This window comes from Methylosinus sp. PW1 (genome assembly GCF_000745215.1).
Lineage (GTDB): Bacteria > Pseudomonadota > Alphaproteobacteria > Rhizobiales > Beijerinckiaceae > Methylosinus.
Genome location: NZ_JQNK01000009.1, coordinates 1,158,285 through 1,185,035, shown reverse-complemented (window position 1 = coordinate 1,185,035; position 26,751 = coordinate 1,158,285). Strand labels below are relative to the sequence as shown.

Sequence of the window (26,751 nt, the reverse complement as noted above, 5' to 3'; positions counted from 1 at the left end):
CCTCAAGGTTTCGGCCGCCTTCTCTACGTAGATGCGTATTGCTGCGTAGAGGGTGCGTATGACGACGAAGAGACGACGGGGCGCATCGGCGCGCGCGTTTTTCCGAAACGACGCCGGCCAGGTGGCGATCTTGTTCGGTCTCATGGGCTTCGCGATTCTGACCGGCGTCGTCGGCGGCGTCGATCTCATGCGTCTCTATCAAGCGCGGCAGAAGCTCTCCGAGACGGCGCTGATGGCCTGTCAATTCGCCACGCGGCCGAGCGTCGTCGCTCTGGTGAGCGGGACCAACGTCACCGCCTATAGCAGCAAGGTGAACGCCTATATCGGCAACGCCATCGGCGCGCAGAGGCTCGGCGTCGCGCTCACCAATACGGCGCCCTTCTCCTATTCGGGGAGCGGCGCGGCCGATGTGACGCTGTCGACCAATGTGAAGACGGCCTTCTCGAAATTTCTGAACGCCACGCAGTTCAAAATCTCGGCGACCTCGCATTGCTTCGACACCATCGCCACTATCGATCAGCCGCCGTCCAGCACCGCCTCGGCGACCGTGCTCACCGAGACATTCGGCGTGACCGGCTGCACCGGCAGCAGCGCCTGCGGCTATCTCTATGCGGCGCCCGGAACCAAGGTCGCGATCGGCACTTGGGGATATACCGTCTCCACGCCGACGAATGTGTCGTCCTCGACGGTGGGCTACACGGGCTCGACCGGCGTCAAATGGGTGATCCTCGGCCATTGCCTCGAGGTCGACTCCAAGGTCTATTCCAACGCCGTGCCCGCCGGCGCGTTCAACACGGCCGAGCTCGATTGTGACAATGGATCGGGCACAGGCGGCAATTCGTCCATATCGACGATGCAATATCTCGCTGGCGGCAATTACGAGCTGCGCTATTTCTACAACTCGCGCGTGAAATATCCCAATTATGATCCGACCTATATCTGCGGATCGACAGCGAGCGACGTCTCCTTTGCGACCAGCGCCAACTCGACGTACATCAGCAATTCGACGACGACGACCTCGACCGGCAAGCTGCGCACCAATCAGATCAACGTCTATCTCGACGCCAACACGAGCGGAACGCCGCCGCTGCATCAGACCATAGACGGCGCGCAAAATCTCGGCGGCTCCAATCTCATCGACGTCTGCGTCTACTCGGGCAATTTCGATTGGGTCGAGCGCAGCGTGCGCATCTATGTCAACACGCCCGGCAATTATTGGCTGAGCTTCGCCGCCGACGGCGCCGGCGACTCCTATGGCGGCGCCATCGCGGACGTTCGCCTATGCACCGGCACTTGCTCCGGCTCGGTGACGGATAATTTTCCGTGGACGGCGTCGACGGTCTTGTTCGAGGACAAGTTCGACAGCCCGACCTACAGCTATTCGACGAGCGGCGCCGGCGCCTATATCAACACGTCCGGCAATATGACGACCAGCACGGGCACGAGCGGCTCCTCCAGCGGCTGGCCCAATCAGACCGCGAGCGGCTGGGGCGCGGCGCCGATCAATCAGCTCGATTATGTGATGAAATCGGCCATTGTCGGCGCGCAGTCGGTGGAACTGGGCGGGACCGGGACGACGGCGCACAGGCTCATCAGCCGCGGCTTCCTGCTCGATCCGGGCTATTACAAGGTTTCGTACTATTACATCTCTGACGCGAAGCTGCCGTCGCTCCCCACGCCGCTCGCCGATCCTTATTGCCTGTCCATGCCGCAAACCAGCAGCTGGAGCCTGCCGTCGGGATCGGTGTCGAATGTGACCTCGCGCATCAACGCTAGCATTGCCGCAACGGCGGTGGATGCGAGCAGCAGCTATGTCGGCGTCTTCATGTCGCATGGGCAGCTCGCGAGCACGCCCGTCGTCGGCGGCGCGCTCTCCTCGACGACCTCTTACACAAATCCCGACGGAACGACGACGACGACGCCGACCGTCGCGCCCGATGGCGTCAGCCTCACCAGCTACAATTCCGCGCAGGTCAATCCGCTCATCGACCTTTGCGCCTACGCCACCTCCTGGCAGACGCGGACCGCCAATGTGCTCGTCACCAAGCCGGGCTTCTATTGGCTGACCTTCTCCTCGATCGGGACGACGACGGAGAAATTCGGCGGCGCCCTCGATGATGTGAAGCTCACGGCGCTCGGCGGCCCATCGATGAGCGGCGCGCCTTCGTCCTATGTGAAATTGCCGACGCCGAGCGTCACGCCCGGATCGATCTCGACATTCTCGGGATTTCAGATCGTGAATGATCCGATCACCGTGCCGGCGTCGACGCTATGAGACGGCGCTTCTTCCGCGACGCGGCGCGCGATTTCGCGCGTGCGCGCTCCGGCGCGACGGCGGTGGAGTTCGCCTTTGTGGCGACGCCCTTTTTGATTCTCGTGCTGTGGATCGCGCAAGTGTCGATCTTCTATATCACGCAGACGTCGCTGGACGCGGGCGTCAACAGCGCCGCCGATTATCTGCGCAGGAGCTTCGCGCAGGCGACGCCAACCTATATCGACGCCGCCGCATTGAAAGGAAAAGTCGCCTCCGGCGGCGGCGGATTGGTGAAGAACAACGCCAATCTGCTCGTCGATCTTCGTCCATTGTGGCGGCTCGACTCGGGCGCCGTCGCGGTGACGGATGAGACGACGCCGGATTATGGCGCCGCCGGCGATCCGCTGGTCCTGCGCGCGCAGGCGCCAGCGATCGTCTTCGCGCCGGGATTCGGCGCGCTCGCCAATGTGCGCTCCAGCGCCATCGTCAGGCGGAAGAGCAAATGAGCCTTCGACGTCTCGTCGCGCGCTTTTCGGATCGACGCGGATTCGCCGCTGTGGAGTTCGCGCTGCTCGCGCCGGTCATCTTGGTGATCATCGCCGGCGTCACCGAATTTGGCCGCATTTATGTCGTCTACAACACGGTCAATCGGATCGCGACGCAATATGCGATCGCCTGGGCCGATTGCGCGGACTCCCCGGTCGGCGCCTGCTCGACGGAAATGTCGCTCTACACGCCGGCCTATGCGCTCGGCAATGTCGCCCCGCAGATCAAGGCCTCGAGCCTCACTCTGCAGATGTTTCAGATCACCATGGGCGCGACCTCGCCGACGATCGTCTATGCCTATCCGACCGGCGCGACGCTCTCCACCGCGCAGACCAATCTCATCAAGGCGACCTTCTCCAACGGACAGTCCGCCGTTCTGGTGACGGCGACCTATGCGCATAGCCTGGCGTTCTTCCCCAAATCGATGAACGCTCTGCTGTCGAGCCTGCTGACGCCGAGCTATACGGCGCTGCAGCTGAAGTCATGAGCCAGATCAGAATGGATTCCAAGTCGCTTCCGGCGTGAATTTCAAATAGCCGAGATTGAGGCCGAGGCGTGCGCCGACGCCCGCCCGGATCGGCGCGACGACGACGCCGTCCGCCGTGAGCTCGGTGAAGCCCAATCCGCCGACCAGATAGGCCGAGCCGGCGACGCCGCCGAAGCGGGTGAATATCGCATCGACGGAAGGCAGATTATAGATCAGCATCATGGTGCGGTCGCCATTGGCGCCGGCGTCGAAGCCGAGCGACGGCCCTTGCCAATAGACGCGCCGCTGGCCGGCGTTGCGCGTGTACATGACTCCTTCGCCATAGCGCAGGCCGCCGACGAAGGCGCCCGAGCCTTCCTGTCCCAGCACATAGGCGTTGGGCCGTCCCCAGCGCCGCGCCATCTGCTCGACGCCCTGCGCGAGATCGCGCGCTATGGAGCCGAAGAAGCGATGGCCGCTCTGCACCACCTCGTCGCCGGACATGGGCTCGGGTCTCGGCTCCGCCCGCACGTCATAGGCGGCGCGCGCCGGCGCCAGCGGAGACAGAGCGGCGGCGGTAGCGAGAGCCAGCATCTCTCTGCGCGTTGCGAGCGTCGCTTCTTTGCGCGTTGCGCACGTTTCTCGGCGAGTTGAATCTGCGGCGCGCATGACGAAGCTTCCCCATTGGGCGTTTACGAATCGATCTGCCGAAGTTTCGATGCGATCGTGTCGCGCCTGTGGCGCCTCGACGGCTCTTCTTCGCGAGAGGAAGAATCTCGCCGCGTTCTTAACAAAGTCTTGCGACTGCGGGATCGCCGAAAGCGATGAAAGGTCCGTTGCGATAGGCTTCGCCCGCCTTGCCGTAGAGAAGCGGGCGACCCGCAGGATCGACGACGCCGCCGCCGGCCGCGCGCAGCACCGCGTCGCCGGCCGCAGTGTCCCATTCCATCGTCGGGCCGAAGCGCGGATAGAGATCGGCCGCGCCCTCCGCCAGAAGGCCGAATTTGATCGAGGAGCCGACGTCGCGCGTCTCGGCGACTCGGTGCGTCTCCAGAAAGGCCGTGGTCGCCGCGTCGAGATGCGAGCGGCTGACCAGCGCCGTCGGCCCTTCGGCCGGCAGAGCGCGCACGCGCAACGGGCGCCAGGCCGCGCGTGGCGGCGCCGGCAGGCCGGGCGCAGCCTCGGCGCCGAAGGCCCGCGCGCCAGCAAACCATAATCGCCGGAGCGCCGGAGCATAGACCGCGCCGGCGCGCGGCGCGCCGGCGACGATGAGGCCGATATTGACGGTGAACTCGCCGCTGCGGGCCAGAAACTCGCGCGTGCCGTCGAGCGGATCGACGAGCAGGAAAGTCTCCGTGTGGGCGAAATCGGCGCCCGCGGCGGCGGCCTCCTCCGCGACGATGGGAAGGCCGGGCAGCAGCTCGGCGAGACGCGGCGTCAGAAAGGCCTCGATTTTCTCATCCGCCTCGCAGACCGGGCTCGCATCCTTCTTCGCGCGAGCGTCTATGGTGGGCGCGGCGAGAACATCCATCGCAATGGCGCCGGCGCGGGTCGCCAGATCGGCGAAAGCCGCCGCCAGCGCGTCGAAATCTTCGTCGCTCTCGAGCCGCACGCCTTTTTAGAACTCCAAATCGCCGCGCCGCTCGACGAGAGCGGCCTCGTTCGTCTCTTCCGCGCGCAGATCGTCGACGCGTCCCGCGGGCGGTCCGCGCCGCGCCGCTTCCACCAGCGCTTGCAGCGCGCCTTGCGGCCCGGCGGCGACGATCTCCACCGCGCCATCGTCGCAATTGCGCGCCCAGCCGGCGAGCGCGAGACGCCCGGCCTCCCGCGCCACAAAGGCGCGAAAGCCGACGCCCTGCACGCGCCCGCGCACGATGATGCGGAACACGCGGCGCGTCTCGCTCATTGCGCCGCCTCCACGGCGACATTGTCGATGAGCCGCGTCGCGCCGAGCTTCGCCGCGACCAGCAGGCGAATCGGCCCCTCGTGACGGCGGGCGACGCGCGCCAGAGTCTGCGCGTGCCGCGCCTCGAGATAATCGATGAGGAAGCCTTCGGCGGCGATCTGCTCGCGCGCTTCCGCCATCACATGGCCGATCGGCTCGCCCGCGGCGATGCGCTGCGCCGCCTCGCTCAGCGCGCGATAGAGCGCCGGCGCGGTGCGCCGCTCCTCGGACGAGAGATAGATGTTGCGTGAGGACATTGCGAGACCGTCCGCCTCGCGCAAAGTCGGCGCGCCGAGGATCTCCGCGCGCAGATCGAGATCGCGCACCAGGCGCTTTATCACCAGCAATTGCTGATAGTCCTTCTCGCCGAAGACGGCGATGTCGCAATCGGCTTGATTGAGCAGCTTGGCGACGACGAGCGCGACGCCGGCGAAAAGCGTCGGCCGGAAATGATCCTCGAGATCGGCGACCGCCGGCCCGCCCACAGCGACCGTGGCGGAAAAGCCCGGCGGATACATTTCCTCCACCGCCGGCGCATAGCAGAGATCGGCCGCAACGCTCGCGAGCTTCTCGACATCGGCGGCGAGCGTGCGCGGATAACGGTCGAAATCCTCGCCTGCGCCGAATTGCGTCGGATTGACGAAGACCGAGACCATCACGCGATCGGCGCGCCGGCGGGCCTCCTCCACCAGAGCGAGATGGCCCTTGTGCAGCGCGCCCATGGTGGGGACGAAGCCGACGCGCTCGCCGCGCGCGCGCCATTGCGCGACGCGCTCGCGCAGCTCGGCCAGCGTATGGACGGTGGGAACGGGAACAGCGCTCATCTTCGGCTCATCCTCTGCTGCGCATTGGGCGCATGGCTCTCCAGAAAGGCGATATAGGCGCCGGGCAGGCCGAGCGCGCGCGCCGAGGCGACGATATTCTCGACATAGCCCGGCGCCGCCGGCCCCTCGCGCGTCGCGGTTCCGATATAGACGAGCGCCCGCGCCGAGCCTACCGGCGCGCGCAGCACCGGCTGCACCACCTTGCGGTAGAGACCGCGGCCGATCTCCTCGTAACGGTCGAGCGCCGGCACATCCGCCACGGCGAGGTCATAGAGCAGGCCATGGACCTGCGCCCGCGCGTCCGGCGCGACAGTGGCGTAGCCCGTCTCCAGAATGGCGAAACGATAGCGCGCCAGCCGGCCGAGGCCGAGCGGCCGCGAATGCGGACAGCGGACGGCCATTGCGGCGACGTCCATATTGGCGCCATAGGCGAAATAGAGAGGCATGTGGTCTTTCCGAGCGGCGGGCGGACCTTAGCGCATGGCGCCGCCGCGAGCGAGGCGCCGGCGCGCCCCTCGCGGAAAGAAAAAGAGCCCGGCCTGCGCCGGGCTCCCAACCGAGAGCGGCCCCTGGGAATTAACCACCCTCATCGACTATTCTCAGCGTTGGATGCAGCTTTAGAAATGCGTCGAATCGACGCGAGGGCGAGAAGGGAAGACGGAAATGGAGGAGTTCGAAGGCGGCTTTCTGCGCAATACGGCGATCGGCCTCGTCCTGGCTCTGGCGGCGGCGATCGTCTATGTCTGGTTCCGCTAGGCGCGCGCCCGGTTGACGTGCGGTCATAGAGAAGCGATAGGCTTCGCCGCGAGTCCGGTCCGGCTCCGGGTTCGGAAGGGTGGCCGAGTGGTTTAAGGCAGCGGTCTTGAAAACCGCCGTGGGGGAAACTTCACCGTGGGTTCGAATCCCACCCCTTCCGCCAAAAATTAAATTAAATCAATATGTTATGCGGTTCATCCGAGGCGGCCCCCTAATTGGCTAGCCGGCCCCGCGTCCCTCACCACTTGCCTTTGCTGTCCTTCGCTACCATTTTTTGGTATCAAGGTGATATGAACGCAAAGCATCGGCGCACGCTGGAGGCGATCTTCGCCCGACCCGTTCCTTCGGACCTGCGATGGACGGATATCGAAAGCCTGCTCGTCGCGCTCGGGGCGGAGCGTTCGGAGGGGCGCGGCTCTCGCGTTCGGTTCCTGCTCGGCGGAGCGGAGGCGGTCTTCCATCGCCCGCACCCGCAGCCGGAGACCGACAAGGGCGCCGTCGTGGCGGTTCGTCGATTCCTCGAAAGCGCGGGAGCAAAGCCATGATCCTGAAGCATGACGGCTATATCGCCGAGGTGAGCTATGAAGACGGCGACGCGCTCATGAATGGGGTCGTGGTCAATGCGCGCGCCACGCTTCACTTCGCCGGCCGTGACATAGACGAGCTGCGCAGCGCCTTCGCCGAGACGATCGCCGACTATCGCGACTGGTGCAAAGCGCGCGACGTCGAGCCGGAGAAGCCCTATTCCGGCACCTTGTCGCTGCGCATTCCGCCGGAGCTTCATAAGCGCATCGCCGAGCAGGCGGCGAAGGCCGGCGAGAGCATCAATCAGTTCATCGCCGAACGGCTCGCGGAAGTGGCGTGAGCAGTCGCCTGCGCGGACCGCTATAGCCGCCCCCCGCGCCGAAACGCCTGCGGCGGCTGCCCGTAAACGCGCAGAAACGCCCGCCGCATTCGTTCTGGATCGCCAAAGCCGCTGTCGCGCGCGATTTGCTCGATCGTGTCGGCGCCATCCTCCAGCGCGCTCTTCGCTCTGTCGAGACGCAGGCGCTCGATCGCCTTGGCCGGCGTCGCGCCGGTCGCGCGGGAGAAGGCGCGCGCGAAATTGCGTGGGCTCATCGCGGCCTGCTCGGCAAGCTCCTCCACGGTGAGGCGATGTTGCAGACGCTCGCTCGCCCAGCGCAGCAGCGTCGCGAATTTGTCTTGCCTGCTCTCCAATTCCAGCAGCGCGGAAAATTGCGATTGCCCACCCGGGCGCCGATGATAGACGACGAGCTGCCGCGCGACGGCGCGCGCGACATCCTCGCCGAGATCGTCGCCGATCATCGCCAGCGCGAGATCGATCCCCGCAGTGATTCCGGCGGAGCTCCAGATCGGCCCGTCGCGCACGAAGATCAAATCGGGCTCCAGCCGGACCTTGGGAAAGCGTCGCTGAAAATCGCCGCTGCGGCTCCAATGCGTCGTCGCTCTGCGGCCGTCGAGCAGCCCGGCCGCCGCCAGCACATAGGCGCCCGAGCACACGCTCGCCACACGTCGCGCGCTCGTCGCTGCGCGGGCGACGAAAGCCAACGTGTTTCTGTCCGTGGCGGCGCCGCGCGTTCCGTATCCTCCGGCGATCAGCAGCGTGTCGCAGCGTCGCGCCGCGGCGAAGCTCGCCGCCGCCATGGCGACGCCGGACGAGGAGCGCACGAGGCCGGAAGCGGCGGCGATGGTCCGTATCGCATAGGCGCCGGGCGCGATGCGCGCGGCGATCTCGAAAGCGGCGATCGGTCCGGCCGCATCGAGAATCTGAAAGTCGTCGAAGATCAGCAGAGCGATGATCCGCGCGCTCATGGATCTGTCCGAAAAAGTTGGAAAACCGTCATTTGAGACAGAGCCTAGCTGCGCTACTCTGCCTTCGTCAACAAGTGGAGGCCCCGCAATGTCCGACCAAAGCCTGCGCATCGTCTTCGCGACTTTTCCGCGGCTCACCCAGCTCGATTTCACCGGGCCTTTCGAGGTGCTGTCGCGACTGCCCGGCGCGGCGGTCGTCGTCGCCTCGCGAGAGGGCGGCGCCGTCGCGTCCGACACGGGTCTCGAATTCGGCTCGACGCGCGCGCTCGCCGGCGTGGAGCGCTGCGATCTCCTCTGCGTTCCCGGCGGTCCCGGCGTCGAGGCGGCGTCGGTCGATCGCGAATTTCTGGAGCAGGTCGCGCGGCTCGCGGAAGGCGCGCGCTATGTGACCTCGGTCTGCAACGGCTCGCTGCTGCTCGGCGCCGCCGGCCTGCTGCGCGGCAAGCGCGCCGCCTGCCATTGGGCCTGGCGCGATCTTCTGCCATTGTTCGACGCCGTTCCCGACGCCGCGCGCGTCGTGCGCGACGGCCGCGTCGTCACCGGCGGCGGCGTGACGGCGGGAATCGATTTCGCTTTGACGCTCGCAGCCGATATCGCCGGCGAGCAGGTCGCGCGCGCGATCCAATTGTCGATCGAATATGCGCCGGCGCCGCCTTTCGACAGCGGGCGCCCGGAGACGGCGGGCGAAGCGCTGGTCGAATGGGTGACGCCGCGTTTCGCCGAGCGAAAGGCGCGCTTTGCGGCCTTGCATGGCTGAGCGCGGCGCGGCTTCTCCATTGCGGCTTTCTGTGCTCTATCGAGCGCTTCTGTCGCCGCAATGGATGCGCCCATGACCGCCGCCGCCACGCCTGCGCATGTCGTCATCGACGGCTTTCTCGGCGCGGCGCGCGCAGGCGAGCTGATGCAATTCGCGCTGGCGCATGAGAGCGAATTTTCGCAATCGCGTTTCTACACGGCCGAGCGCGCGGCGCGCATCGATACGTCGGTGCGCGATTCTTCGCGTCTTCTCGAGCTCGGCGCGCTGCGCGCGGCTTTCGCCGCATCTGTCGATTTGGTCCTCGCGCGTCTGACGCGCGAGTTGAATGCTCGTCTGCCGTCCGAAACGAAAAAAGAGATGGAGATGGTGCGCTATGGCGACGGCGGCTTTTTCAAGCGCCACGCCGATGCGCCGCCGCGACCGGACGGACACGACAGCGTGCGGGTTCTCACGCTCGTCTATTATTTTCACGCGCTGCCGAAGCGTTTCGACGGCGGCGCGCTGCGGCTCTTTTCGCCGGACGGCTTTGCGGACATAGCGCCGGCCTATGATCGTCTCGTCGCTTTTCCCTCCGCCGCATCGCATGAGGTGCACCCGACGCGCTGCGCGAGCGCATTTGCCGATGGAAGATTTTCGATCAATTGCTGGGTGAGGCGGGGGCGGGAAGGGCAATAGCCCTCGTCCTCGTGTTGAGGAGGCTTTGCCGCCTCCTCAACGGGGGGAAACCGAAACGGGATTCTTTTCGAGTTCCGGCGCCGCTCTCTTTTTCAGTGCATGATTCCGTGCTATTTTTTTTCTATGGGCAATCTTCAATCCGAAGTGTTCGAAGCCTTTCGGGCCGTCGACATTCCCGAGGACAAGGCTTTGAAAGCCGCGACCGCGCTGAGTCGACTTTGAAGGGCGAGCTTCTCGTCATCAAATGGATGATGGGGTTCGTGCTGGCGTTTCAGGTGGCGATTGCGGTGAAGCTGTTTTTGCATTGAATTTAACAAACTTGGGTTTGGACCAATTTCGACATCAGAAAAAATTCGAACATTGGCCCGCGAAGGATTCGGCGCTGCCGAAATCGCGAGACAACTCGGGATTCGATATCAGCACGCTTACAATGTCATCAAGGCCGGCGGCGCGGTAAGCGCCACTGGAAGACCAGCGCGCGCTTCTCGCGATCTCTCTCCGAAAGAGATCGCGCCGACGAAAAAAGCCCAACTGCCCATAGAGATACTGGTCGCGGGCGGCTTCGAATTTTCCGGGCGATGGATTTTCGAGAATGATGGCAAGCTGACGCTAGTGTCCTGATTCAGAAATTTCTATCCAGCTTTCGCGTGGAGGTCGATTGTACGACGACAGAAGCGTTCGATTGACGCCAGGATGTCGTCGGCTGACTTGGTCCAGCGCAGCGGTTTCGGATCGGCGTTCTGTTGGGCGAGGAAAGCCTTGATAGCGGCGATGAGGTCTTTGACAGACTTGTGCGCGCCTGGCTTGATCTGCTTCTCGGCCAGAAGCGCAAAGAAGCGTTCGACCTGATTGATCCACGACGACGATGTCGGAGTGAAATGCATGTGCCAGTGCGGCCGCTTGGCGAACCATCTGCGGATCATTTGCGTCTTGTGGCTCGAAGCATTGTCCATCACGACATGAATGTCGAGGCCGGAGGGAACATTGCGCTCGACTTCATCGAGAAACTTGCGGAACTCCTGCGCGCGATGGCGCGGCATGCACGTGCCGATCACGCTGCCAGCCTTCACGGCCGTCTCGGCCGTGACAGCCGCGATGAAGCCGGCAAATAGCGTCGTTGTGCCGTGCCGGTCGTAGTCGTGCGTGCGCCGCTCGACCTGTCCGGGGCGCATCGGCAGCAACGGCTGCGTTCGATCGAGCGCTTGTATTTGGCTCTTTTCATCGACGCATATCACCAGCGCCTTGTCGGGCGGATCGAGATAGAGACCAACGATGTCGCGCACTTTCTCGACAAATTGCGGGTCGGTCGAAAGCTTGAAGGTCTCGGTGCGATGTGGTTGCAGGGAGAACGCACGCCAAATGCGATGCACCGACGAAGTCGACACGCCCGATGCTTTCGCCATGCCGCGCGTGCTCCAGTGCGTCGCGTTCTTGGGCTGCGTTTCAAGTGTCTTGGTCACGATCTCTTCGACTCGGTCGTCGCCGATCTTGCGTGGCGCGCCACAGCGCGGTTCATCGTCGAGACCATCGAGACGGTGCTTGGCGAAACGCTCGCGCCATGTGCGCACGGTCTGCCGTGTTACGCCGACCGCGGCCCCGATCTCGCAGTTGTTGAGCCCCTCGGCGGCCCGCAACACGATCTCCGCGCGCTGCGCATCCCCGCGCGCTACCTTGCGTCGCCGAACGAGCCGGTTGAGGTTTTCCCGTTCGACCTCGCTCAGCTCGATCTTGGTCGCTTTGGTCGCTCTGCCCTTCGCCATGTCCGCCCCTCCGAATCTCCATTGGGACCAAAGAATCATGATCGCGGAGACATGGCTACAAATTTATGAGACGGGACACTAGATCGGCCTGCCCCGAGAATGGTCGGCGTCTACGCATTTGTGAAATGCGGAACAGCGCTCTACGTCGGCGTGGCGACAATGGGGCTCGCCAAACGGCTCTATTTCTACGGAAACCCTGGCGCTACCCAGGTTACGAGCCAGCGCTTGAACGCCATCATCAAGAATGAGCTGCGATCCGGGCATTGTATCGACCTTTATACAGCCGCTCCGGCTGATCTCGAATGGAATGGCCTTCCGATTCATGCGAGCGCAGGCCTCGAACTGGGCCTTATCAAAAAGTTCGATTTGCCTTGGAACGTGCGGAGCGCGATGTAGGCGGACGCCCTCGATCAATTTAAGTTCATTGTATGTTCTCATCCCCCCTCGCGCTTCCCCTCGCGAATCGCTAAAATCCCCTCCATGGCCAAATCCGATGATCTCTTCGGCGGCGCCCCGCGCAAGCCGGCCGCCGCTCCCGCCGCGAAAGCGCCCAAGGCCCCGGCGGAGTATGACGCCGCCTCTATCGAGGTGCTCGAGGGGCTGGAGCCGGTCCGGCGGCGGCCGGGCATGTATATCGGCGGCAAGGACGAGGCCGCCATGCATCACCTCTTCGCGGAGGTGCTGGACAATGCGATGGACGAGGCCGTCGCCGGCCACGCCAGCTTCATAGAGGTGACGCTCGAGCCGGGGGGCTGGCTCACCGTCGTGGACAATGGCCGCGGCATTCCGGTCGGGCCGCATCCGAAATTCCCGAAGAAGTCGGCGTTGGAAGTGGTCATGACCATGCTGCACGCCGGCGGCAAGTTCGACTCGGGCGCCTATCAGACCTCCGGCGGCCTGCATGGCGTCGGCGTGTCCGTGGTCAATGCGCTGGCGGAGCGGCTGGAGGTGGAGGTGGCGACCGGCCAGCAGCTCTATCGCATGATTTTCTCGCGCGGCCTGCCGCAGGGAAAGCTCGAGCAATTGGGCCGCATCGCCAATCGCCGCGGCACCAAGGTGCGCTTCAAGCCGGACGCGGAAATTTTCGGCCCGGCGACGCATTGGCGCCCGGCGCGGCTGTTCCGCATGGCGCGCTCCAAGGCCTATCTCTTCGGCGGCGTCGAGATTCGCTGGCGTTGCGCCAAAGAGCTGATCGAGCCGGGCTCGGATGTGCCGGCCGAGGCGGTGCTGCGTTTCCCCGGCGGGTTGCGCGATTATCTCGCGCGCGAGACCGAGGGCAAGGAGCTGGTCGCCGATCAGCCTTTCGTCGGCAAGGTGCAGCGCGAGGGCGGCCATGGCTCGCTCGAATGGGCCATCGCCTGGTTCGCCAATGAGGACGGCTTCTCGCACTCCTATTGCAACACGATTCCGACGCCGGACGGCGGCACGCATGAGGCGGGCTTTCGCCTCGCTCTGCTGCGCGGCTTGAAGGATCACGCCGAGCGCATCGGCCAGGCCAAGCGCGCCGCCAATGTGACGGCGGATGATCTCATGGGCCAGTCGGCGGCGATGATCTCCGTCTTCATTCGCGAGCCGGAATTCCAGGGCCAGAACAAGACGCGGCTGATGAATGTCGAGGCCTCGCGCCTCGTCGAGGGCGCGGTGCGCGACGCTTTCGACCATTGGCTCGCCGGCGCGCCGTCGCAGGCGACCAAGCTGCTCGATTTCGCGGTGGAGCGCGCCGAGGAGCGCATGCGCCGCCGCGCCGAGAAAGAGCAGGCGCGCAAATCCCCGACGCGCAAATTGCGCCTGCCGGGCAAGCTCGCCGACTGTACCAACACGTCGTCGCAAGGCTCGGAGATATTCATCGTCGAGGGCGATTCCGCCGGAGGCTCCGCCAAGGCGGCGCGCGACCGCGCCAGCCAGGCCGTGCTGCCTTTGCGCGGCAAGATTCTCAATGTCGCATCGGCGGGGCGCGAGAAGCTCGCCGCCAATCAGCAGCTCGCCGATCTGGTGCAGGCGCTCGGCTGCGGAATCGGCACTCATTATCGCGACGAGGATTTGCGCTACGACAAGATCATCGTGATGACCGACGCCGATGTCGACGGCGCGCATATCGCTTCGCTGCTCATCACTTTCTTCTTCCGGCAAATGCCCAAGCTCATCGACGGCGGCCATCTCTATCTCGCCGTGCCGCCGCTCTACAAGCTGACGCAAGGCGCCAAGACCGTCTATGCGCGCGACGACGCGCATCGCGACGAGCTGGTGAAGAAAGTGCTGACCGGCAAGGGCAAGATCGAGACGAGCCGCTTCAAAGGCCTCGGCGAGATGATGCCGGCTCAGCTCAAGGAAACGACGATGGACGCCAGGAAGCGCACGCTGCTCAAGGTGGTGATCGCCGGCGAGGAGCGCGAGGAGACGGCCGATTGCGTCGAGCGGCTGATGGGCGCCAAGCCCGAGGCGCGCTTCGCCTTCATTCAGGAACGCGCCGCTTTCGCCACGGAATTGGATGTGTGACCGGGGAACCGCGGGCCGGGCGGCGACGTTTACCGTTTCGTGCAAGGAGCGCATTGGCGACGAGTGATTTTGGCGACGAGTGATTTGGAAATGATTTTCTCGCCCGCCGGCGGCCATTGGGCTATGGTCCGCCCTACTCGAAGCGGGCGACGGGCGTCGAGAGGTCGAGCTTGACAGAGATCGACGGAAGAAGCGAGGCGTCTGCGCCGCAGCGGCGGGACGATCGCGACGAAGCTCTCGCGCTCGAGCGCATGCGCATGGCGCTCGACGCGAGCCTCACCGGAATTTGGGATTGGGATCTCGTCACCGGCGAGGTGCATCTCGACGCGCGCGTGCGCGCGCTCTGGGCGCTGCCGGACGATGCGCCGGGCAGCTTCGAGATTTTCCGCAACGCCATGCACAAGGACGATAAGGCGCAGACGCGCGAGGCCGTTCAGGCCGCGCTCGATCCCGGCGCGCTCGGCGATTATGAGGCGGAATATCGCGTGATCGGCCAGACCGACGGCGTCGAGCGCTGGATCGCGGTGCGCGGCCGCACTTTCTTCGAAGGCGGACGCGCCGCGCGCATCATCGGCACGGCGCGCGACATCACTGATCGCAAGCGGCGCGAGGATCATGTCCATGTGCTGCTGCGCGAGCTGGTGCATCGCTCCAAAAATCTTCTCGCCGTGGTGCAGGCCATGGCGCGGCAGACGGCGGCGGGCGCGCCTTCGCTCGCCGATTTCCAACGCAAGTTCGCCGCGCGCCTGCAGGCGCTCTCCATGGCGCATGATCTGCTCGTGTCGCAGGATTGGCGCGGCGCATCCATGGTCGAGCTGGCGCGCGCGCAATTGTCCTATTGCCTCGACGTCGCCTGCGTCGAGGAGCAGACGCGCGCCGGCGGCCCCGATCTGATGCTGAAGCCGGAGGCCGCGCAGAACATCGGCCTCGCATTGCATGAGCTTTCGGTGAATGCGCTGACGCATGGCTCGCTGGCGCAGCCGGACGGGCGCATAGAGCTGCATTGGCGCCTCGAGGACGGGCGCTTTGTGGTGGAGTGGCGCGAGTTCGGCGGCCCGGTCGTTTCCGAGGCGCCGTCTGAAGGCTTCGGCCACAAGGTCATCAAGCGCCTCGTCGCGCAGGCGCTCGGCGGCGAGGCTAGAATCGGCTTTCCGCCCGACGGCTTCGAATGGACGCTCGCCGTGCCGGCGGCGCAGGCGCTGGCGGAGTGAAGGCGCGCTCCCCTTCTCCCACTCGTGGGAGAAGGTGGCCCTCGCGTTAGCGAGGGTCGGATGAGGGCTCGTCCAGCGACGACATGATCGGCAATCTAGAGCGCGGAGAACCGCGGCGGCCCTCATCCGACCCGACTTCGTCGGGCCACCTTCTCCCCCTGCGCGGGAGAAGGGCGCGCGAACCTATTTTGTTTCCGAAGGCCGAGAGGTTTCAGCGCGCGAAATACGTCTCGATGATGCGCTTGTAGATCGCCGTCAGCCCATCGACATCCGCGATGCACGCATGCTCGTCCACCGCATGGATCGACTCGTTGAGGAGGCCGAACTCCAGCACCGGACAATCGCGCGTGATGAAGCGTGCGTCCGAGGTTCCGCCGCTGGTCGAAAGGCCCGGACGGCGACCCGTCATCTCCTCGATCGCGCCGGCGACCAGCGCGCTGAAATCACCCGGCGCGGTGAGGAAGGGCAGCGAATTGCAGGGCAGGAACTCCACCTCCACTTTCGCGCCGGCGGCGGCGGTCTCGATCACGCGGCGGATTTCCGCCTGCAGCGTTTCCAGCGTCCACACATTGTTGAAGCGAATGTTGAAGCGCGCGCGCGCCTCGCCGGGAATGACATTGGCCGCCTGATTGCCGATGTCGATCGACGTCACCTCGAGATTGGAGCGGTCGAAATGCTCCGTCCCTTCGTCGAAGCGATGCGTCGACAGCGCCGTGACGATGCGGGCCACGACGGGCGTCGGATTTTCCGCGCGATGCGGATGGGCGGAATGGCCCTGCTTGCCGCGCACCACGAGACGCCCGTTGAGCGAGCCGCGCCGGCCGATCTTGATCGTGTCGCCGAGCTCTTTGACATTGGTCGGCTCGCCGACGATGCAATGGTCGAAGATCTCGCCATGGGCCTTCGCCCAATCGAGCATTTTCACCGTGCCATTGACGGCCGGTCCTTCCTCGTCGCCGGTGATGAGGAAGGAGATGGCGCCCTTGGGCGCGCCATGCTCCTTCACATAGTCGATTGCGGCGGCGGCGAAGGCGGCGATGCCGCCCTTCATATCGGAGGCGCCGCGGCCGAAAATCTTGCCGTCGGCGATCTCGCCGGAGAAGGGATCGAAGCGCCAGCGCTCTGGATTGCCGCTCGGCACCACATCGGTATGGCCGGCGAAGACGAGATGCGGCCGGCCCTCGCCGATCTTGGCGAAGAGATTGTCGATGTCCGGCGTGCCTTCCTCTGTGAAGACCAGCCGATGCGTGACGAAGCCCGCCTCCTTCAAGCGCTGCTCGAGCACGCCGAGCGCGCCGGCGTCGGCCGGGGTGACGGAAGGGCAGCGAAGGAGATCGCGGGTGATGGAAAGGGCGGGGGAGAGAGTCATGGACGGAAGTTAGGGAAATGCGAGGGGCTCTGCAATGAGCGAGTAGCGAATAGCGCAGCTCGCTAATCGCTCCCGACCTCCCTGGCCCAAAAACTGCTTCCTCGCGACTACGGAGACAAATGTCCGAAAGGGAACAGGAAATGTCCGAGGAGACCGGGGGCTATTTCATCGATTGGGACGGCAAGATGCGGCCCATCGGCCAGCCCGGCAAAGGGCTGCGCTGCGAGGTGGATTTGAAGGCCAAATATGTGATGGTCTTCAACAAATATGGCGGGCTCGATCACGAGTCGACCTGGTACGCCGATGAGGCGGCCGTCGCCAAGGCGGGCCTCAAGGTCGTTCACGCCGATCTCGATTCGCCGATCAAGATTTCCTCGATCGACTGATTTCGCGAGCTTTCCGCGGGGGCGGGAAGGGGGCACGGGGCGCCTGTGGCTGCGGGCGCCCCGATTTTTTTGTCCGATCCGGCGATCACGCGCCCTGCGGATGCGCCAGCGGCGGATGCTCGACATGGCGGGCGTGCAGCCGGAAGGCCAGGATCAGCTCCACAATGCCGAGCGCTATGGCGTAGATGCCGAGCCACCAGGTGAGCACCACCGCGCCGATGACCGGCGTCAGCAGCAGGAACAGGCCGAACACCACGGCGAGCAGGCCGCCCAGCGCCAGCCACCAGCGGCCGTGATCCTCCTTCAGATCGAGCGCGGAGCCGAAGGTGAGCGCGCCGCCGACGACCTCGCCCGCGCCGAACACGGCCACGAAGATGAGAGCGGTGATGCCCGGCCAGAAGGCCGCGAAGGCGCCGGCGGCGATCTTCACCAGACCGGCGAGGAAGAGAAACAGCCAAGCCTCGCCCTGCCGCGCGGCGCGCACGGCGGCGACGATCGTCGCTATGCCGTCCACGGCGGCGAAGATCGCGAAGACCAGCACCAGCGACAATATGGTCACGCCGGGCTGGAACACGGCGATGAGGCCGAAAATGATCGCCGCGAGGCCGCGCAGGCCGATGGCCCACCAATTATGGGCGAGAATGGCGTTCTTCGCTTCCAGCTTGTTCAGATCGAACGGGCTGCCGCGAAACGGTTCGCCGGATACGCTGCTCGTGCTCATGCTTGGCTCCTCGGAATTTCGATGCCGCGAGGCGACGGCTCACCGACGGGGGAGCCGTTCCCCCGCATGACATTGGTCCGTTTCGCATTTCGTCCAGGCCTCCGCCGGGGACGGCGCGTCGCATCGTCACGGCGCAATTACTTTCTCGATTTTAACCAAATCGCCATCGTTTTTGCCTAAGCTTCCGATGCGGCCATTTTTCGATTTGCGGGCGACGAGCGCCTGAAAGGTCGTTGATCTTGAAGAATAGTCTCATAAGTAAACTACATTCTTTGTTCAGCGTTCCGACCGACGACGTGGAGCTGATTCGCGCACAGTTTCGCGCCTTTGCGCGGCAGATTCCGCTTCTCTATTTCATCCTGGCGACCAACGCGCTCGCCGTGATGTTCACCTTCGCGAAATTCGGCCATCCGTGGCTGTCCGTCTATGCGCCGAGCGCGCTTTGCGGCCTCTGCCTTCTGCGCGGCGTCGCCTGGTGGCGGATCGGGCGCTCGCAGGTGCCGGACGACATCGCCATCCGTCAAATGCAGCGCACCAACAGGCTGGCCTTTTTCATCGCCTTGGCCTTCACCGCCTGGGGCCTGTCGCTCTACAGCTATGGCGACGGCGACGCCTATGCGAAGGCGCAGATCGTCTTCTTCCTGGCCTTGACGATGATCAGCTGCAACTTCTGCCTGATGCATCTGCGCTCGGCGGCGCTCAACGTGACCTTGGTCGGCGTCGCGCCTTTCAGCCTCTTCTTCTTTTTCGCGGACGAGGGGCATTTTCGCGCAGCGGCGATCAATCTGGCGCTCGCCGCCATCGGCATGATCGCGATATTGATGATCTATTACCGCGATTTCGCGCATCTCGTGGCCTCGCGCCGCTCGCTGGCGGAGAAGCAGGCCGAGACGCAGCGGCTCAGCGACGAGAATTCGCGTCTCGCCAATATGGACGCGCTGAGCGGCCTGCCCAATCGCCGCGCGCTGATGACCAGGCTCGACCAGTGCAGCCGCGGCGCCGGCGCGACGCCCACCGCCGTCGTCTATATCGATCTCGATGGCTTCAAGGACGTCAACGACACTTACGGACATTCGACCGGCGATCGGCTGATCGACATAGTGGCCAAAGAGTTCCTCTGCCTTCTGCCCGAGGGCGCGATGCTGGCGCGCGTCGGCGGCGACGAGTTCGCGGCGGTGGTCTCGGCCGCGGACGCCGAGCGCGCGGCGCGCGCCTTCGCCAGCGGCGCGCTCACGGCGCTCGCGCGTCCAATCCGCATCGGCGATCGCGCGGTGCAGATCGGCGCGAGCGTCGGCGTCTGCTGCACGGAGGCGGACGGCTGCGACGCGCAGGAGCTGTTCCGTCGCGCCGATATCGCCATGTATCACGTCAAGGCCAATGGCAAATCGGGCGTGAGGATCTACACGCCCGATCTCGATCTCGAGCGCCAGCGCCAGCAGGACATAGAGGATCAGCTGCGCCGCGCCCTGCGCGCCGACGAGCTCGAGGTGGTCTATCAGCCCATCGTCGGCGCAGCGGAAAATCGCGTCGTCGCCGTCGAGGCGCTGGTGCGCTGGCCGCGACGGCCGGAGGGCGAGCTCCCGCCCGATCAGTTCGTTCCGATCGCCGAGCGCAGCGGGCTCATCAATCAGCTCGGCCTGTTCGTGCTGCGTCGGGCCTGCGAGGATTTTCTCGATGTCGAGGCGATCAAGGTCGCCGTCAATGTCTCGCCCGCTCAGTTCCGCGATCCCGATTTCGAGCGCGCGGTGATGCGGACCCTGCTGGAGACCGGCTTCTCCTCCGCGCGTCTCGAGCTCGAGGTGACGGAGGGCTATCTGATCGATCATCCGCAGCGGGCGGCGGCGGTGATCTCCTTCCTGAAGACGCTGGGCGTCGCCGTGGCGCTGGATGATTTCGGCGCCGGCTACACCAGCATCGCCTATCTGCAGAAATACGGCTTCGACCGCATCAAGCTGGACAAATCGCTGGTCGATCGGGTGACGATCGAGAAATCGACCGGCGTGCTCGTCGCCGGCGCCATTCACATGGCCAATGCGCTCGACATGGCCGTGACCGCCGAGGGCGTGGAGACAGAGGAGCAGGCCTATGTGCTCGGCCTCGCTGGCTGCCAGCGCCTGCAGGGGTTTCTGTTCGGTCGGCCGATGCCGCTCGGCGCTTTTCTGGCGATGGCCGCCGCCGCCGCGCCGGCGCCGACGGCGGTCTCGGCCGCTTGACGAAACGGAGGAGCCCCGCGCCTTCGATTTTTATCGGCCGCGCTGGTCCCAGGAGCCGCCCATCGTCTTCACGAGATGGATGTAGTCGAAAAGATCGCTGAGCATGAAATGGCGGTTCTCGATCGTCTTCATATGGGCGACCGTGTGAGCGTCGCCGGCGAGATAGCGGGACGCGGTCGTTCGAAACTGCTCGGGCAGGCTGAGATTGAAAGAGGAAGGCTGCGTGAGCATGCGGCAAATCTGGTCGAAGAGCAGCCGGAAGCGCTCGTCCTCCGGGTCCATGTAGACGTCCCCGAAATCCTCCTTGTAGCGGCCGAAAAGAGCGAGATAATCGTCGCTGTCGGGCTTTTGCTGCATCTGGCTCCTCCCTGCCGGCTCGAGACCCTTCGGCATGAAAGAACGGCGCCACATGCGGCGCCATTTGAGCCCGGCCCGGCAAATCCGCTATAGAGAAGCCGCCGCGCCGCAGCGGCCTTTCCCCCGAGGCGTTCCCGATCGTGACCTTTGGCGCTGCTCCCTCCCTCACTTCCGCTTTCACGCCCTTCGACGCCGGCGCGGAGGTCGTCGCCGCCGCCTTTCTCGGCGAGACGCCCGTGCTCGCGCTCGCCGATGGGCGGCTCGTCCTTCTCGAAGGCGATGCGCCTCGGCATGTCGTCGCCCATGCGGACGGCGCCATATTGGTCGCGGCGAGCGACGGGCGGCGGCTGATCACCGGCGGCGACGATGGCCGCGTCGTCGCGTCGGACAGCGTCGGCGGGCTCGAGATCATCGCCGATGAGAAGGGCAAATGGATCGACGCCGTCGCCGCGCGCTTCGATGGGACGCTCGCCTGGTCCGTCGGCCGCGAGCTGCGCGCGCGCACGCCAAAGGGCGAGGTCAAGACGCTGCCGCTGCCGTCGAGCTCGCGCGGAATCGCCTTTTTTCCCAAGGGCTATCGGCTCGCCATCGCTCACTACAATGGCGTCTCGCTGTGGTTCCCCAATGCGGGCGCGCCGGAGTTTCTGGAGTGGAAGGGCTCGCATATCGACGCGACGGTCTCGCCGGACGGCAAATTCGTGCTCACCACCATGCAGGAGAACATGCTGCACGGCTGGCGCGTCTCCGATGGCAAGAATATGCGCATGGCCGGCTATCCGGCGAAGACGCGCTCGCTCTCCTGGTCGCATGACGGCAAATGGCTCGCCACCTCCGGCGCCGACGCCTGCGTCGTCTGGCCCTTCCAAGCCAAGGACGGGCCGATGGGCGAGGCGCCGCGCGAATGTGGCGTGCGGGCGGAGGTGAAGGTGACGCGCGTCGCCTTCCATCCGAGCGCGCTCGCCGTGGCGATCGGCTATGAGGATGGCATGGTGCTGCTCTGCCGCCTCACCGACGCCGCCGAGCTGCTGGTGCGCGCCCCGGACCAGGGCGAGCCGGCGCGCATTTCGGCTCTGAGCTGGGACGCCAAGGGAACACGGCTCCTCGTCGGCGCCGAGAATGGCGCGGCCGGCGTGCTGATGCTGCCGAAGAAATAAGACAAAGAGCGGGAGGCGAGATGGCCGCCCAAATTCCCAAAGTTCTGTCGATCGCCGGTTCCGATCCGAGCGGCGGCGCCGGCGTGCAGGGCGATCTCAAGACGTTTTCGGCGCTGCGCTGCTATGGCATGGCGGCGATCACGGCGCTGACCGCGCAGAACACGCGCGGCGTCAGCCTCGTCCATGTGGTTCCGGCGCCGGTCGTCGCCGCGCAGATCGACGCCATCTTCGCCGATATAGAGGTGGATGCGGTCAAGATCGGCATGCTGGCCGAGCCTGTGATCGCGCAGGCGGCGGCGGACTCTCTCGCCCGCGCCGGCGCGCGGCGCATCGTCCTCGATCCCGTGCTGGTCGCGACGAGCGGGGATTCGCTCTCCGCCACCGGGCTGGTCGAGGCCGTGATCGCTCGGCTCTTTCCGCTCGCGGCTCTGGTCACGCCCAATCTGCCGGAGGCGGCGGCCCTGCTCGGAGCGTCAGACGCCGCCACGCCACAGGAGATGGTGGCGCAGGGAAGGGCGCTCGTGGCGCGCGGCGCCCGCGCCGTGCTGATGAAGGGCGGGCATCTCGAGGGCGAGCCGCTCGACATTCTCGTCGCGGGCGAGGATGTTCACGCGTTCCACGGCGCGCGCGTGGCGACGCGCAATCTTCACGGCACCGGCTGCGCGCTCTCCTCCGCCATAGCGGCGAATCTCGCGCATGGCGCCGAGCTGGTCCCGGCGATTCGCTCGGCCAAGGATTTTTTGACAGAGGCGCTCGGCGCGGCGGATGTGCTCGCGCTCGGCGGCGGGCGCGGGCCGCCGCACCTTCTCCAGTCTCTCTGGAAAAGCTGAAATCAGCGCAGGATTTGCGCCGACCGCCGTCCCCTGCCGCGCAGCGAGGCGATGCTGGTGCGATCGAGGATCAGCGCCATGGCGTCGCGCACGTCCAGCATCAGATCGCGAATCGCGCAGGCGTCCTCGTCCGGGCAGTCGTTGCAGCGCTGATAGGCGGTGCGGCTGGCGCAGGCGATGGGCGCGAGCGGGCCGTCGAGAATGCGGATGATCTGGCCGACGGTGATCTTGTCGGCCGGACGGGCGAGGTGATAGCCGCCGCCCTTGCCCTTCTTGCTGTTGAGAATGCCGGCGTTGCGCAATTCCAGCAGAATCGCGTCGAGGAACTTGCGCGGGATGTTGTTCTGCGTCGCCATGTCGCCGGCGAGGCACTGCCCTTCGGCGCCGGCGAGATGGATCAGCGCCTTGAGCCCGTATTTCGCTTTGTTGGACAGCATCGCTTCGCAATCTCTCCCGTCCGCGCGCCGCAGTGAGCGCGAGCCTCGCCTCCAGCAAGTCGGCAAACCCCATGGGCTGTCTCGCGATCTGCGCCTCGAGCGAGGCGATTTCGCGATGGCGAAACGCGAGGGGAGCGCGCCGAAACCCATGGGCGGCGAAGCGGATAGAATAGATATATCGACTATCACGCAAGAAGGAAAACGCCAGCATCGAATCCGCCGCGGAGCAGAAAATTTCTGCCGCTGAAAGGGTTCCGCCGCCCCGCCCGCGCTTTTTGCGCAGCCAGCGGATCACTAATTCACTAGAATTCTAGAGTGATGCCGGCTGTCCAGACAAAGCTTTCGCGCTGGCCCGGACGCAGCCGCCCGCGCGCGGGGCGGCGGCCGGGGAAACCGTCGACGCCCATAGGATTTGTCGCCCGCCATTGTGCGTCGCACAGTCCCGCTGGACGGAAAGGCGTTTCATCGTTAGGACGTGCGGCTATCCCGGAGAATGTCAATGGCGCGCACGCGCATCTGTCTCGCACGGCACGGCGAAACGAATTGGAATCTCGAGAGGCGCGTTCAGGGGCAGCTGAACATCCCCCTGAATGTGAGAGGGCTGGCGCAGGCCGAGGCGCTGGCGCGAGAGCTCGGCTCCACCCGTTTCGACCGCATCTACAGCAGCGATCTCGAGCGCGCTGTGCAGACCGTCACGCCGCTGGCGCGCCGGCTCGGCCTGCCCATAGAGACGAGCGTCGCGCTGCGCGAGAAAGACGACGGCGAATGGCACGGCATGACCTTCGACGATGTCGACCGCGCCTTTCCGAGCGAGCACGCCAAGCACCGCCAGCGTCAGGCGGATTTCCTCATTCCAGGCGGCGAGACGCTCTCCGCTTTCGCCGCGCGCGTCGGCGATGAGCTGACCGCAATAGCGGCGCGGCATCCGGGCGAGACGGTGCTCATCGTCGCCCATGCGGGCGTGCTGGACATAGGCTATCGCCTCGCCACCGGCCTCGGCCTCTCCGAGAAGCGCGATCCGCCGGTGCTGCACGCCGCGCCCAATTGGTTCCTCTATGAGGACGGTCGCTGGACGCTCGAGCGCTGGGCGGAGGAGGGCGCGCGCGAGCGCGTCGTCATGCCCTATGACGGGCGCAAGCTGGAGCGCCGTCCGGCGGCGCGGCTGCTGCCTTTGGACGAGCAGAATCGCGTTCTTCTGTTCCGCTATTCGACGCGCCTGTCGCCGGTGTTCGTCGAGCAGGGACATTCGCATTTCTGGGGCTCGATCGGCGGCGCCCTGGAGCCCGGCGAGACCTTCGACGCCGCGGCCCGCCGCGAGCTCGCCGAGGAGACCGGCCTCACCGGCGTCGAGATCGGCGACATCGTCTTCTCGCGCGCGTTTCCGATGCAGCTCGGCGAGGATTGGTTCCAGGCCGACGAGCGCTTCTACGCCATTCGCACGGGCGAGTTCACGCCCGACACCAGCGGCTTCACCGAGATAGAGCGCAGCGACGTGCTCGGCTGGAAATGGTGGAGCGCGGAGGAGATCGCCTCGACGCGGGAGCTAGTGTTCCCCGAGGCGCTGGATTGGCTGCTGGGGAAGCTGCGCCGCTGAACTTCGCCGAAAGGCTCGCGGGGTCCGAGACGTTTCGGACCGCGAGCCTTCAGGCTCGCATTCCTCAGTCGAAATCCGCGGCGATGAATTCCGGCAGCGCCTCCGCGCGTAGGGAAAAATTCGCGAGAGCCGGATAATCGGCAGGGTCGAGGCGATCGGCGAGCACGAAGCGCGAGAAGCGCCAGGCGACGGCCGTCGTTATATCCGCCTGCAGCAAGCGCGCGCCGAAGAGAAAGCTCTCCTGGGCCTCCGCGACCTCTTTTTCCAGCAGCCGATAGGCGGCCAAAAGCTGGCCTTCGACGCGCTCGACCCAGGGCGCATGCCGCCTCTCGTCGGGCCGCTTCGACTCATAGACGAGCTGCACGGTCTTCTCATTCGCCGCCAGCGCCAGCCCGATGATTCGTTGCGCGCGCAAGAAATGCTCCGGCCGTTCCGGCGTGAGCCTCCGCTCGGCGGGGACGAGACGCTCCAGATATTCGAGGATCAGAGTCGAATCGAGCAGCGTCACGCCTTCATTGGTGACCAGCGTCGGCGCCTTCACGATCGGATTGACTCCGGCGAAGGCGTCGAAATCGCGAAACACCGACAATGGCTCGTGCACGAAAGGCAGGCCGAATGCGTTCAGCGATACGGCGACGCGTCTGACATAGGGCGAATCCAGCATTCCGATGAGACGCATTTTTCAAAATCCTTCTCGCTCGCCCCGGCCCAAAGACGCCATCATTGCGACAAATGCGATAATTCGACGACCATTGCGATTTTCGCGCATAGGGCGAAAATGAGCAATCTCTGCAATGCGCTTGGCGCGGCGCCCCTTTATGCTCGAAATCCATGAAGCAGACGACACGCAATGATTATGCGCGGCGCATCGGGCGCGTCACCGAGGCGATTTTTCGCGATCCCGCGCGCGCCCGCTCGCTGGAGGAGTGGGCGGCGCTCGCCAATTTCTCGCCATTTCATTTTCATCGCATCTATCGCGCCATGCAGGGCGAAAGCGTCGCCGACACGATTCGCCGCGCCCGCCTCACCCTTGCCGCGCGGGCGCTGGCGACGAGCGCGCGCAGCGTCGCCGATATCGCATTGGAGGCGGGCTATGAGAATGCGCAGAGCTTCGCGCGCGCCTTTCGCGGCTTCGTCGCCGTGAGCCCTACGCAGTTTCGCGCGACGCATCGCGCCGCCGCCGATTTCACTCTGCCTTCCCCCGTCGTCGTCACGAGAAAGGACGCAGCCATGAATGTCGAGATCGTCGAGCTGGCGCCGATTCGCGCGCATCTCCTCGAGCACAAGGGGCCGGTGGCGTCGATACCGGAGACATGGGCGGGCCTGTGGCGCTGGCATATGCAGGCGGGCCTCGCCGGGCGGGCTCTTTATCCGATCGGCGTCTGCTATGGCGACCCGGAAGAAGATTGCGGCTTTCGCTATTGCGCCGGCCTGGTTTTTCCAGAGGGCGTCGCCGCTTCGGGCGAGGTGACGATCGCCGATATCGTCGGCGGGCGCTACGCCTCCTATCGGCATGTCGGCCCCTATAGCGGGATCGGCGCGGCCTTTCAGAAGCTCTATGGCGAATGGCTGCCGCCCAGCGGCCATGAGCCGGATGATCGCCCCGCGCTCGAGATCTATCGCAACACGCCCTATGACGCGCCGCCCGAAGGGCTGATCACCGATCTGCTCATTCCGGTGAAGTGATCAGCGCGCCATACGAAAGCGCAATATGCGGCTCTCGCCGATGTCGAAAAACTGAATGCGCTTGGCGCCGGCGCGCTCGGCTGTCTTCGGCCAGAAGGCGCGGGCGGCGGCATTGTCGCGGTGGAAGGACAGCTCCCACCAGCCGACGCGCGTGCGAAAGGCTCGGCGCGCCGCCTCGCCGCCGCAGCCGCTGCGGCGCAGATGAGGCAGCACGTAGAATTCCGCTACGGAAGCTTCGACCGGATAGCCGGAGATGGAGATGGCGTTGACGAGGGTGAAGCCGGCGGCGGCGCCGTCGGCCTCGATCACATAAGGAGAACGGCTCGGCTCGCGCCAATAGGAATCGAGAAAGGGATAATTGTCCGGCTCGTCATAGCCCCAGGGGCCGAGCTCGACGAGATAGCGCCGCAAGAGAGCGGCGATCTCTCGCTTTTCCTCGAGCGGCGCCAGCCGCAGTCTCACATCCATGGCTCGCTTTCCT

Annotated in this window: 29 protein-coding genes and 1 tRNA gene; 17 read left to right on the top strand and 13 right to left on the bottom strand. The window is 65.3% G+C overall.

From position 1 onward, the window contains the following. Positions 1 to 58: 58 nt before the first annotated feature. Genes K369_RS15245 through K369_RS15235 form a run of 3 tightly spaced genes read left to right on the top strand, consistent with a single transcriptional unit; the run spans position 59 to position 3,287 of the window. Positions 59 to 2,275 carry a TadE/TadG family type IV pilus assembly protein gene (locus tag K369_RS15245; RefSeq protein ID WP_036292309.1) on the top strand — a complete coding sequence of 739 codons (2,217 nt, stop codon included), beginning with the start codon at positions 59 to 61 and terminating at the stop codon, positions 2,273 to 2,275. Next, positions 2,272 to 2,760, top strand: a complete 489-nt coding sequence (locus tag K369_RS15240) for a TadE/TadG family type IV pilus assembly protein (protein WP_036292307.1) — start codon at positions 2,272 to 2,274, stop codon at positions 2,758 to 2,760. Before K369_RS15245 ends, K369_RS15240 begins: the two co-directional genes overlap by 4 nt. Next, entirely contained in the window at positions 2,757 to 3,287 is a 531-nt protein-coding gene (locus K369_RS15235; RefSeq protein WP_036292305.1) for a TadE/TadG family type IV pilus assembly protein, read from the top strand. The genes K369_RS15240 and K369_RS15235 overlap by 4 nt, the downstream gene beginning before the upstream one ends. Before the next feature lie 6 nt (positions 3,288 to 3,293). On the opposite strand, the gene K369_RS15230 is transcribed toward K369_RS15235, so the two are convergent. The 5 genes from K369_RS15230 to K369_RS15210 form a co-directional block, all read right to left on the bottom strand. Continuing rightward, positions 3,294 to 3,860 carry a DUF1134 domain-containing protein gene (locus K369_RS15230; RefSeq protein WP_036292303.1) on the bottom strand — a complete coding sequence of 189 codons (567 nt, stop codon included), beginning with the start codon at positions 3,858 to 3,860 and terminating at the stop codon, positions 3,294 to 3,296. A gap of 193 nt (positions 3,861 to 4,053) precedes the next feature. Further along, on the bottom strand, positions 4,054 to 4,878 hold the full coding sequence (gene cysQ / locus K369_RS15225; RefSeq protein ID WP_036292302.1) for a 3'(2'),5'-bisphosphate nucleotidase CysQ: 825 nt from the start codon (positions 4,876 to 4,878) through the stop codon (positions 4,054 to 4,056). Positions 4,879 to 4,884: 6 nt separating this feature from the next. After that, a complete protein-coding gene (locus K369_RS15220) occupies positions 4,885 to 5,172 on the bottom strand; it encodes an acylphosphatase (protein WP_036292300.1) in 288 nt (95 codons plus the stop codon). Beyond that, positions 5,169 to 6,035 carry a pantoate--beta-alanine ligase gene (gene panC / locus K369_RS15215; RefSeq protein ID WP_036292298.1) on the bottom strand — a complete coding sequence of 289 codons (867 nt, stop codon included), beginning with the start codon at positions 6,033 to 6,035 and terminating at the stop codon, positions 5,169 to 5,171. The genes K369_RS15220 and panC overlap by 4 nt, the downstream gene beginning before the upstream one ends. Then, positions 6,032 to 6,481, bottom strand: a complete 450-nt coding sequence (locus K369_RS15210) for a gamma-glutamylcyclotransferase family protein (protein ID WP_036292296.1) — start codon at positions 6,479 to 6,481, stop codon at positions 6,032 to 6,034. The genes panC and K369_RS15210 overlap by 4 nt, the downstream gene beginning before the upstream one ends. A gap of 383 nt (positions 6,482 to 6,864) precedes the next feature. On the opposite strand from K369_RS15210, the gene K369_RS15205 reads away from it, so the two are divergent. The 3 genes from K369_RS15205 to K369_RS15195 all read left to right on the top strand — a co-directional run bounded on the left by K369_RS15205 (position 6,865) and on the right by K369_RS15195 (position 7,656). After that, a tRNA-Ser gene (locus tag K369_RS15205) sits at positions 6,865 to 6,954 on the top strand. A 127-nt stretch (positions 6,955 to 7,081) separates the two neighbouring features. Continuing rightward, on the top strand, positions 7,082 to 7,336 hold the full coding sequence (locus tag K369_RS15200) for a type II toxin-antitoxin system HicA family toxin (protein WP_036292294.1): 255 nt from the start codon (positions 7,082 to 7,084) through the stop codon (positions 7,334 to 7,336). Further along, entirely contained in the window at positions 7,333 to 7,656 is a 324-nt protein-coding gene (locus K369_RS15195; RefSeq protein WP_051949329.1) for a type II toxin-antitoxin system HicB family antitoxin, read from the top strand. The genes K369_RS15200 and K369_RS15195 overlap by 4 nt, the downstream gene beginning before the upstream one ends. A gap of 20 nt (positions 7,657 to 7,676) precedes the next feature. Here the strand turns inward: K369_RS15195 and K369_RS15190 are convergent, their stop codons facing one another. Beyond that, positions 7,677 to 8,612 carry a GlxA family transcriptional regulator gene (locus tag K369_RS15190; protein ID WP_198033195.1) on the bottom strand — a complete coding sequence of 312 codons (936 nt, stop codon included), beginning with the start codon at positions 8,610 to 8,612 and terminating at the stop codon, positions 7,677 to 7,679. 100 nt (positions 8,613 to 8,712) lie between these two features. Here K369_RS15190 and K369_RS15185 point away from each other — a divergent pair, with 100 nt between their 5' ends. Together K369_RS15185 and K369_RS24825 are read left to right on the top strand one after the other, a co-directional pair. Then, positions 8,713 to 9,381 (top strand): DJ-1/PfpI family protein, encoded by a 669-nt coding sequence (locus K369_RS15185; protein WP_036292290.1) that lies wholly within the window; start codon positions 8,713 to 8,715, stop codon positions 9,379 to 9,381. A 72-nt stretch (positions 9,382 to 9,453) separates the two neighbouring features. Continuing rightward, positions 9,454 to 10,056, top strand: a complete 603-nt coding sequence (locus K369_RS24825; RefSeq protein ID WP_198033136.1) for a 2OG-Fe(II) oxygenase — start codon at positions 9,454 to 9,456, stop codon at positions 10,054 to 10,056. Between the two features lie 632 nt (positions 10,057 to 10,688). Here the strand turns inward: K369_RS24825 and K369_RS15170 are convergent. Beyond that, entirely contained in the window at positions 10,689 to 11,816 is a 1,128-nt protein-coding gene (locus tag K369_RS15170; protein ID WP_036292288.1) for an IS630 family transposase, read from the bottom strand. Between the two features lie 99 nt (positions 11,817 to 11,915). Here K369_RS15170 and K369_RS15165 point away from each other — a divergent pair, with 99 nt between their 5' ends. From K369_RS15165 to K369_RS15155, 3 genes are all read left to right on the top strand, one after another. Further along, positions 11,916 to 12,212 (top strand): GIY-YIG nuclease family protein, encoded by a 297-nt coding sequence (locus tag K369_RS15165; protein ID WP_051949326.1) that lies wholly within the window; start codon positions 11,916 to 11,918, stop codon positions 12,210 to 12,212. 84 nt (positions 12,213 to 12,296) lie between these two features. Further along, on the top strand, positions 12,297 to 14,312 hold the full coding sequence (gene parE, locus K369_RS15160) for a DNA topoisomerase IV subunit B (RefSeq protein ID WP_036292287.1): 2,016 nt from the start codon (positions 12,297 to 12,299) through the stop codon (positions 14,310 to 14,312). A gap of 170 nt (positions 14,313 to 14,482) precedes the next feature. Further along, positions 14,483 to 15,523, top strand: a complete 1,041-nt coding sequence (locus tag K369_RS15155; protein WP_036295406.1) for a sensor histidine kinase — start codon at positions 14,483 to 14,485, stop codon at positions 15,521 to 15,523. A 211-nt stretch (positions 15,524 to 15,734) separates the two neighbouring features. Here the strand turns inward: K369_RS15155 and dapE are convergent, their stop codons facing one another. Next, positions 15,735 to 16,892, bottom strand: coding sequence for a succinyl-diaminopimelate desuccinylase (dapE, locus tag K369_RS15150; protein ID WP_036292285.1), 1,158 nt, complete (start codon positions 16,890 to 16,892; stop codon positions 15,735 to 15,737). A 140-nt stretch (positions 16,893 to 17,032) separates the two neighbouring features. On the opposite strand from dapE, the gene K369_RS15145 reads away from it, so the two are divergent. Next, a complete protein-coding gene (locus K369_RS15145) occupies positions 17,033 to 17,278 on the top strand; it encodes a hypothetical protein (RefSeq protein ID WP_018266465.1) in 246 nt (81 codons plus the stop codon). A gap of 85 nt (positions 17,279 to 17,363) precedes the next feature. Here K369_RS15145 and K369_RS15140 read toward each other — a convergent pair whose 3' ends face one another. After that, positions 17,364 to 17,999: an HdeD family acid-resistance protein gene (locus tag K369_RS15140; RefSeq protein ID WP_036292283.1), complete on the bottom strand. Its 636-nt coding sequence runs from the start codon at positions 17,997 to 17,999 to the stop codon at positions 17,364 to 17,366. A gap of 239 nt (positions 18,000 to 18,238) precedes the next feature. Between K369_RS15140 and K369_RS15135 the strand changes: the two genes are divergently transcribed. Then, positions 18,239 to 20,212: a bifunctional diguanylate cyclase/phosphodiesterase gene (locus tag K369_RS15135; protein ID WP_156967942.1), complete on the top strand. Its 1,974-nt coding sequence runs from the start codon at positions 18,239 to 18,241 to the stop codon at positions 20,210 to 20,212. 30 nt (positions 20,213 to 20,242) lie between these two features. Here the strand turns inward: K369_RS15135 and K369_RS15130 are convergent, their stop codons facing one another. Then, complete coding sequence (locus tag K369_RS15130) at positions 20,243 to 20,569, bottom strand: hypothetical protein (protein WP_018266462.1); 327 nt, start codon at positions 20,567 to 20,569, stop codon at positions 20,243 to 20,245. A 140-nt stretch (positions 20,570 to 20,709) separates the two neighbouring features. Here K369_RS15130 and K369_RS15125 point away from each other — a divergent pair, with 140 nt between their 5' ends. Beyond that, the gene (locus tag K369_RS15125) at positions 20,710 to 21,723 is read left to right on the top strand and encodes a WD40 repeat domain-containing protein (protein WP_036292281.1); all 1,014 of its coding nucleotides are present in this window, start codon (positions 20,710 to 20,712) and stop codon (positions 21,721 to 21,723) included. Positions 21,724 to 21,743: 20 nt separating this feature from the next. Then, complete coding sequence (gene thiD / locus K369_RS15120) at positions 21,744 to 22,553, top strand: bifunctional hydroxymethylpyrimidine kinase/phosphomethylpyrimidine kinase (protein WP_036292279.1); 810 nt, start codon at positions 21,744 to 21,746, stop codon at positions 22,551 to 22,553. A 2-nt stretch (positions 22,554 to 22,555) separates the two neighbouring features. On the opposite strand, the gene K369_RS15115 is transcribed toward thiD, so the two are convergent. Continuing rightward, on the bottom strand, positions 22,556 to 22,990 hold the full coding sequence (locus K369_RS15115) for an Rrf2 family transcriptional regulator (protein WP_018266459.1): 435 nt from the start codon (positions 22,988 to 22,990) through the stop codon (positions 22,556 to 22,558). A 499-nt stretch (positions 22,991 to 23,489) separates the two neighbouring features. Between K369_RS15115 and K369_RS15105 the strand changes: the two genes are divergently transcribed. Further along, a complete protein-coding gene (locus tag K369_RS15105) occupies positions 23,490 to 24,584 on the top strand; it encodes a histidine phosphatase family protein (RefSeq protein WP_036292273.1) in 1,095 nt (364 codons plus the stop codon). 64 nt (positions 24,585 to 24,648) lie between these two features. Here K369_RS15105 and K369_RS15100 read toward each other — a convergent pair whose 3' ends face one another. Then, positions 24,649 to 25,263, bottom strand: a complete 615-nt coding sequence (locus K369_RS15100) for a glutathione S-transferase N-terminal domain-containing protein (RefSeq protein ID WP_036292272.1) — start codon at positions 25,261 to 25,263, stop codon at positions 24,649 to 24,651. A gap of 152 nt (positions 25,264 to 25,415) precedes the next feature. Here K369_RS15100 and K369_RS15095 point away from each other — a divergent pair, with 152 nt between their 5' ends. Continuing rightward, entirely contained in the window at positions 25,416 to 26,270 is an 855-nt protein-coding gene (locus tag K369_RS15095) for a GyrI-like domain-containing protein (RefSeq protein ID WP_036292271.1), read from the top strand. On the opposite strand, the gene K369_RS15090 is transcribed toward K369_RS15095, so the two are convergent. Beyond that, on the bottom strand, positions 26,271 to 26,738 hold the full coding sequence (locus K369_RS15090) for a GNAT family N-acetyltransferase (RefSeq protein ID WP_036292270.1): 468 nt from the start codon (positions 26,736 to 26,738) through the stop codon (positions 26,271 to 26,273). It lies immediately after the preceding gene. Positions 26,739 to 26,751 lie beyond the last annotated feature (13 nt).

Bases quoted from the DNA above. Each gene is read 5' to 3' on its own strand.
- K369_RS15245 (WP_036292309.1), top strand. From the start codon at position 59: ATGACGACGAAGAGACGACGGGGCGCATCGGCGCGCGCGTTTTTCCGA.
- K369_RS15240 (WP_036292307.1), top strand. From the start codon at position 2,272: ATGAGACGGCGCTTCTTCCGCGACGCGGCGCGCGATTTCGCGCGTGCG.
- K369_RS15235 (WP_036292305.1), top strand. From the start codon at position 2,757: ATGAGCCTTCGACGTCTCGTCGCGCGCTTTTCGGATCGACGCGGATTC.
- K369_RS15230 (WP_036292303.1), bottom strand. From the start codon at position 3,860: ATGCTGGCTCTCGCTACCGCCGCCGCTCTGTCTCCGCTGGCGCCGGCG.
- K369_RS15220 (WP_036292300.1), bottom strand. From the start codon at position 5,172: ATGAGCGAGACGCGCCGCGTGTTCCGCATCATCGTGCGCGGGCGCGTG.
- panC (WP_036292298.1), bottom strand. From the start codon at position 6,035: ATGAGCGCTGTTCCCGTTCCCACCGTCCATACGCTGGCCGAGCTGCGC.
- K369_RS15210 (WP_036292296.1), bottom strand. From the start codon at position 6,481: ATGCCTCTCTATTTCGCCTATGGCGCCAATATGGACGTCGCCGCAATG.
- K369_RS15200 (WP_036292294.1), top strand. From the start codon at position 7,082: ATGAACGCAAAGCATCGGCGCACGCTGGAGGCGATCTTCGCCCGACCC.
- K369_RS15195 (WP_051949329.1), top strand. From the start codon at position 7,333: ATGATCCTGAAGCATGACGGCTATATCGCCGAGGTGAGCTATGAAGAC.
- K369_RS15185 (WP_036292290.1), top strand. From the start codon at position 8,713: ATGTCCGACCAAAGCCTGCGCATCGTCTTCGCGACTTTTCCGCGGCTC.
- K369_RS24825 (WP_198033136.1), top strand. From the start codon at position 9,454: ATGACCGCCGCCGCCACGCCTGCGCATGTCGTCATCGACGGCTTTCTC.
- K369_RS15170 (WP_036292288.1), bottom strand. From the start codon at position 11,816: ATGGCGAAGGGCAGAGCGACCAAAGCGACCAAGATCGAGCTGAGCGAG.
- K369_RS15165 (WP_051949326.1), top strand. From the start codon at position 11,916: ATGGTCGGCGTCTACGCATTTGTGAAATGCGGAACAGCGCTCTACGTC.
- parE (WP_036292287.1), top strand. From the start codon at position 12,297: ATGGCCAAATCCGATGATCTCTTCGGCGGCGCCCCGCGCAAGCCGGCC.
- dapE (WP_036292285.1), bottom strand. From the start codon at position 16,892: ATGACTCTCTCCCCCGCCCTTTCCATCACCCGCGATCTCCTTCGCTGC.
- K369_RS15145 (WP_018266465.1), top strand. From the start codon at position 17,033: ATGTCCGAGGAGACCGGGGGCTATTTCATCGATTGGGACGGCAAGATG.
- K369_RS15140 (WP_036292283.1), bottom strand. From the start codon at position 17,999: ATGAGCACGAGCAGCGTATCCGGCGAACCGTTTCGCGGCAGCCCGTTC.
- K369_RS15130 (WP_018266462.1), bottom strand. From the start codon at position 20,569: ATGCAGCAAAAGCCCGACAGCGACGATTATCTCGCTCTTTTCGGCCGC.
- thiD (WP_036292279.1), top strand. From the start codon at position 21,744: ATGGCCGCCCAAATTCCCAAAGTTCTGTCGATCGCCGGTTCCGATCCG.
- K369_RS15115 (WP_018266459.1), bottom strand. From the start codon at position 22,990: ATGCTGTCCAACAAAGCGAAATACGGGCTCAAGGCGCTGATCCATCTC.
- K369_RS15105 (WP_036292273.1), top strand. From the start codon at position 23,490: ATGGCGCGCACGCGCATCTGTCTCGCACGGCACGGCGAAACGAATTGG.
- K369_RS15100 (WP_036292272.1), bottom strand. From the start codon at position 25,263: ATGCGTCTCATCGGAATGCTGGATTCGCCCTATGTCAGACGCGTCGCC.
- K369_RS15095 (WP_036292271.1), top strand. From the start codon at position 25,416: ATGAAGCAGACGACACGCAATGATTATGCGCGGCGCATCGGGCGCGTC.
- K369_RS15090 (WP_036292270.1), bottom strand. From the start codon at position 26,738: ATGGATGTGAGACTGCGGCTGGCGCCGCTCGAGGAAAAGCGAGAGATC.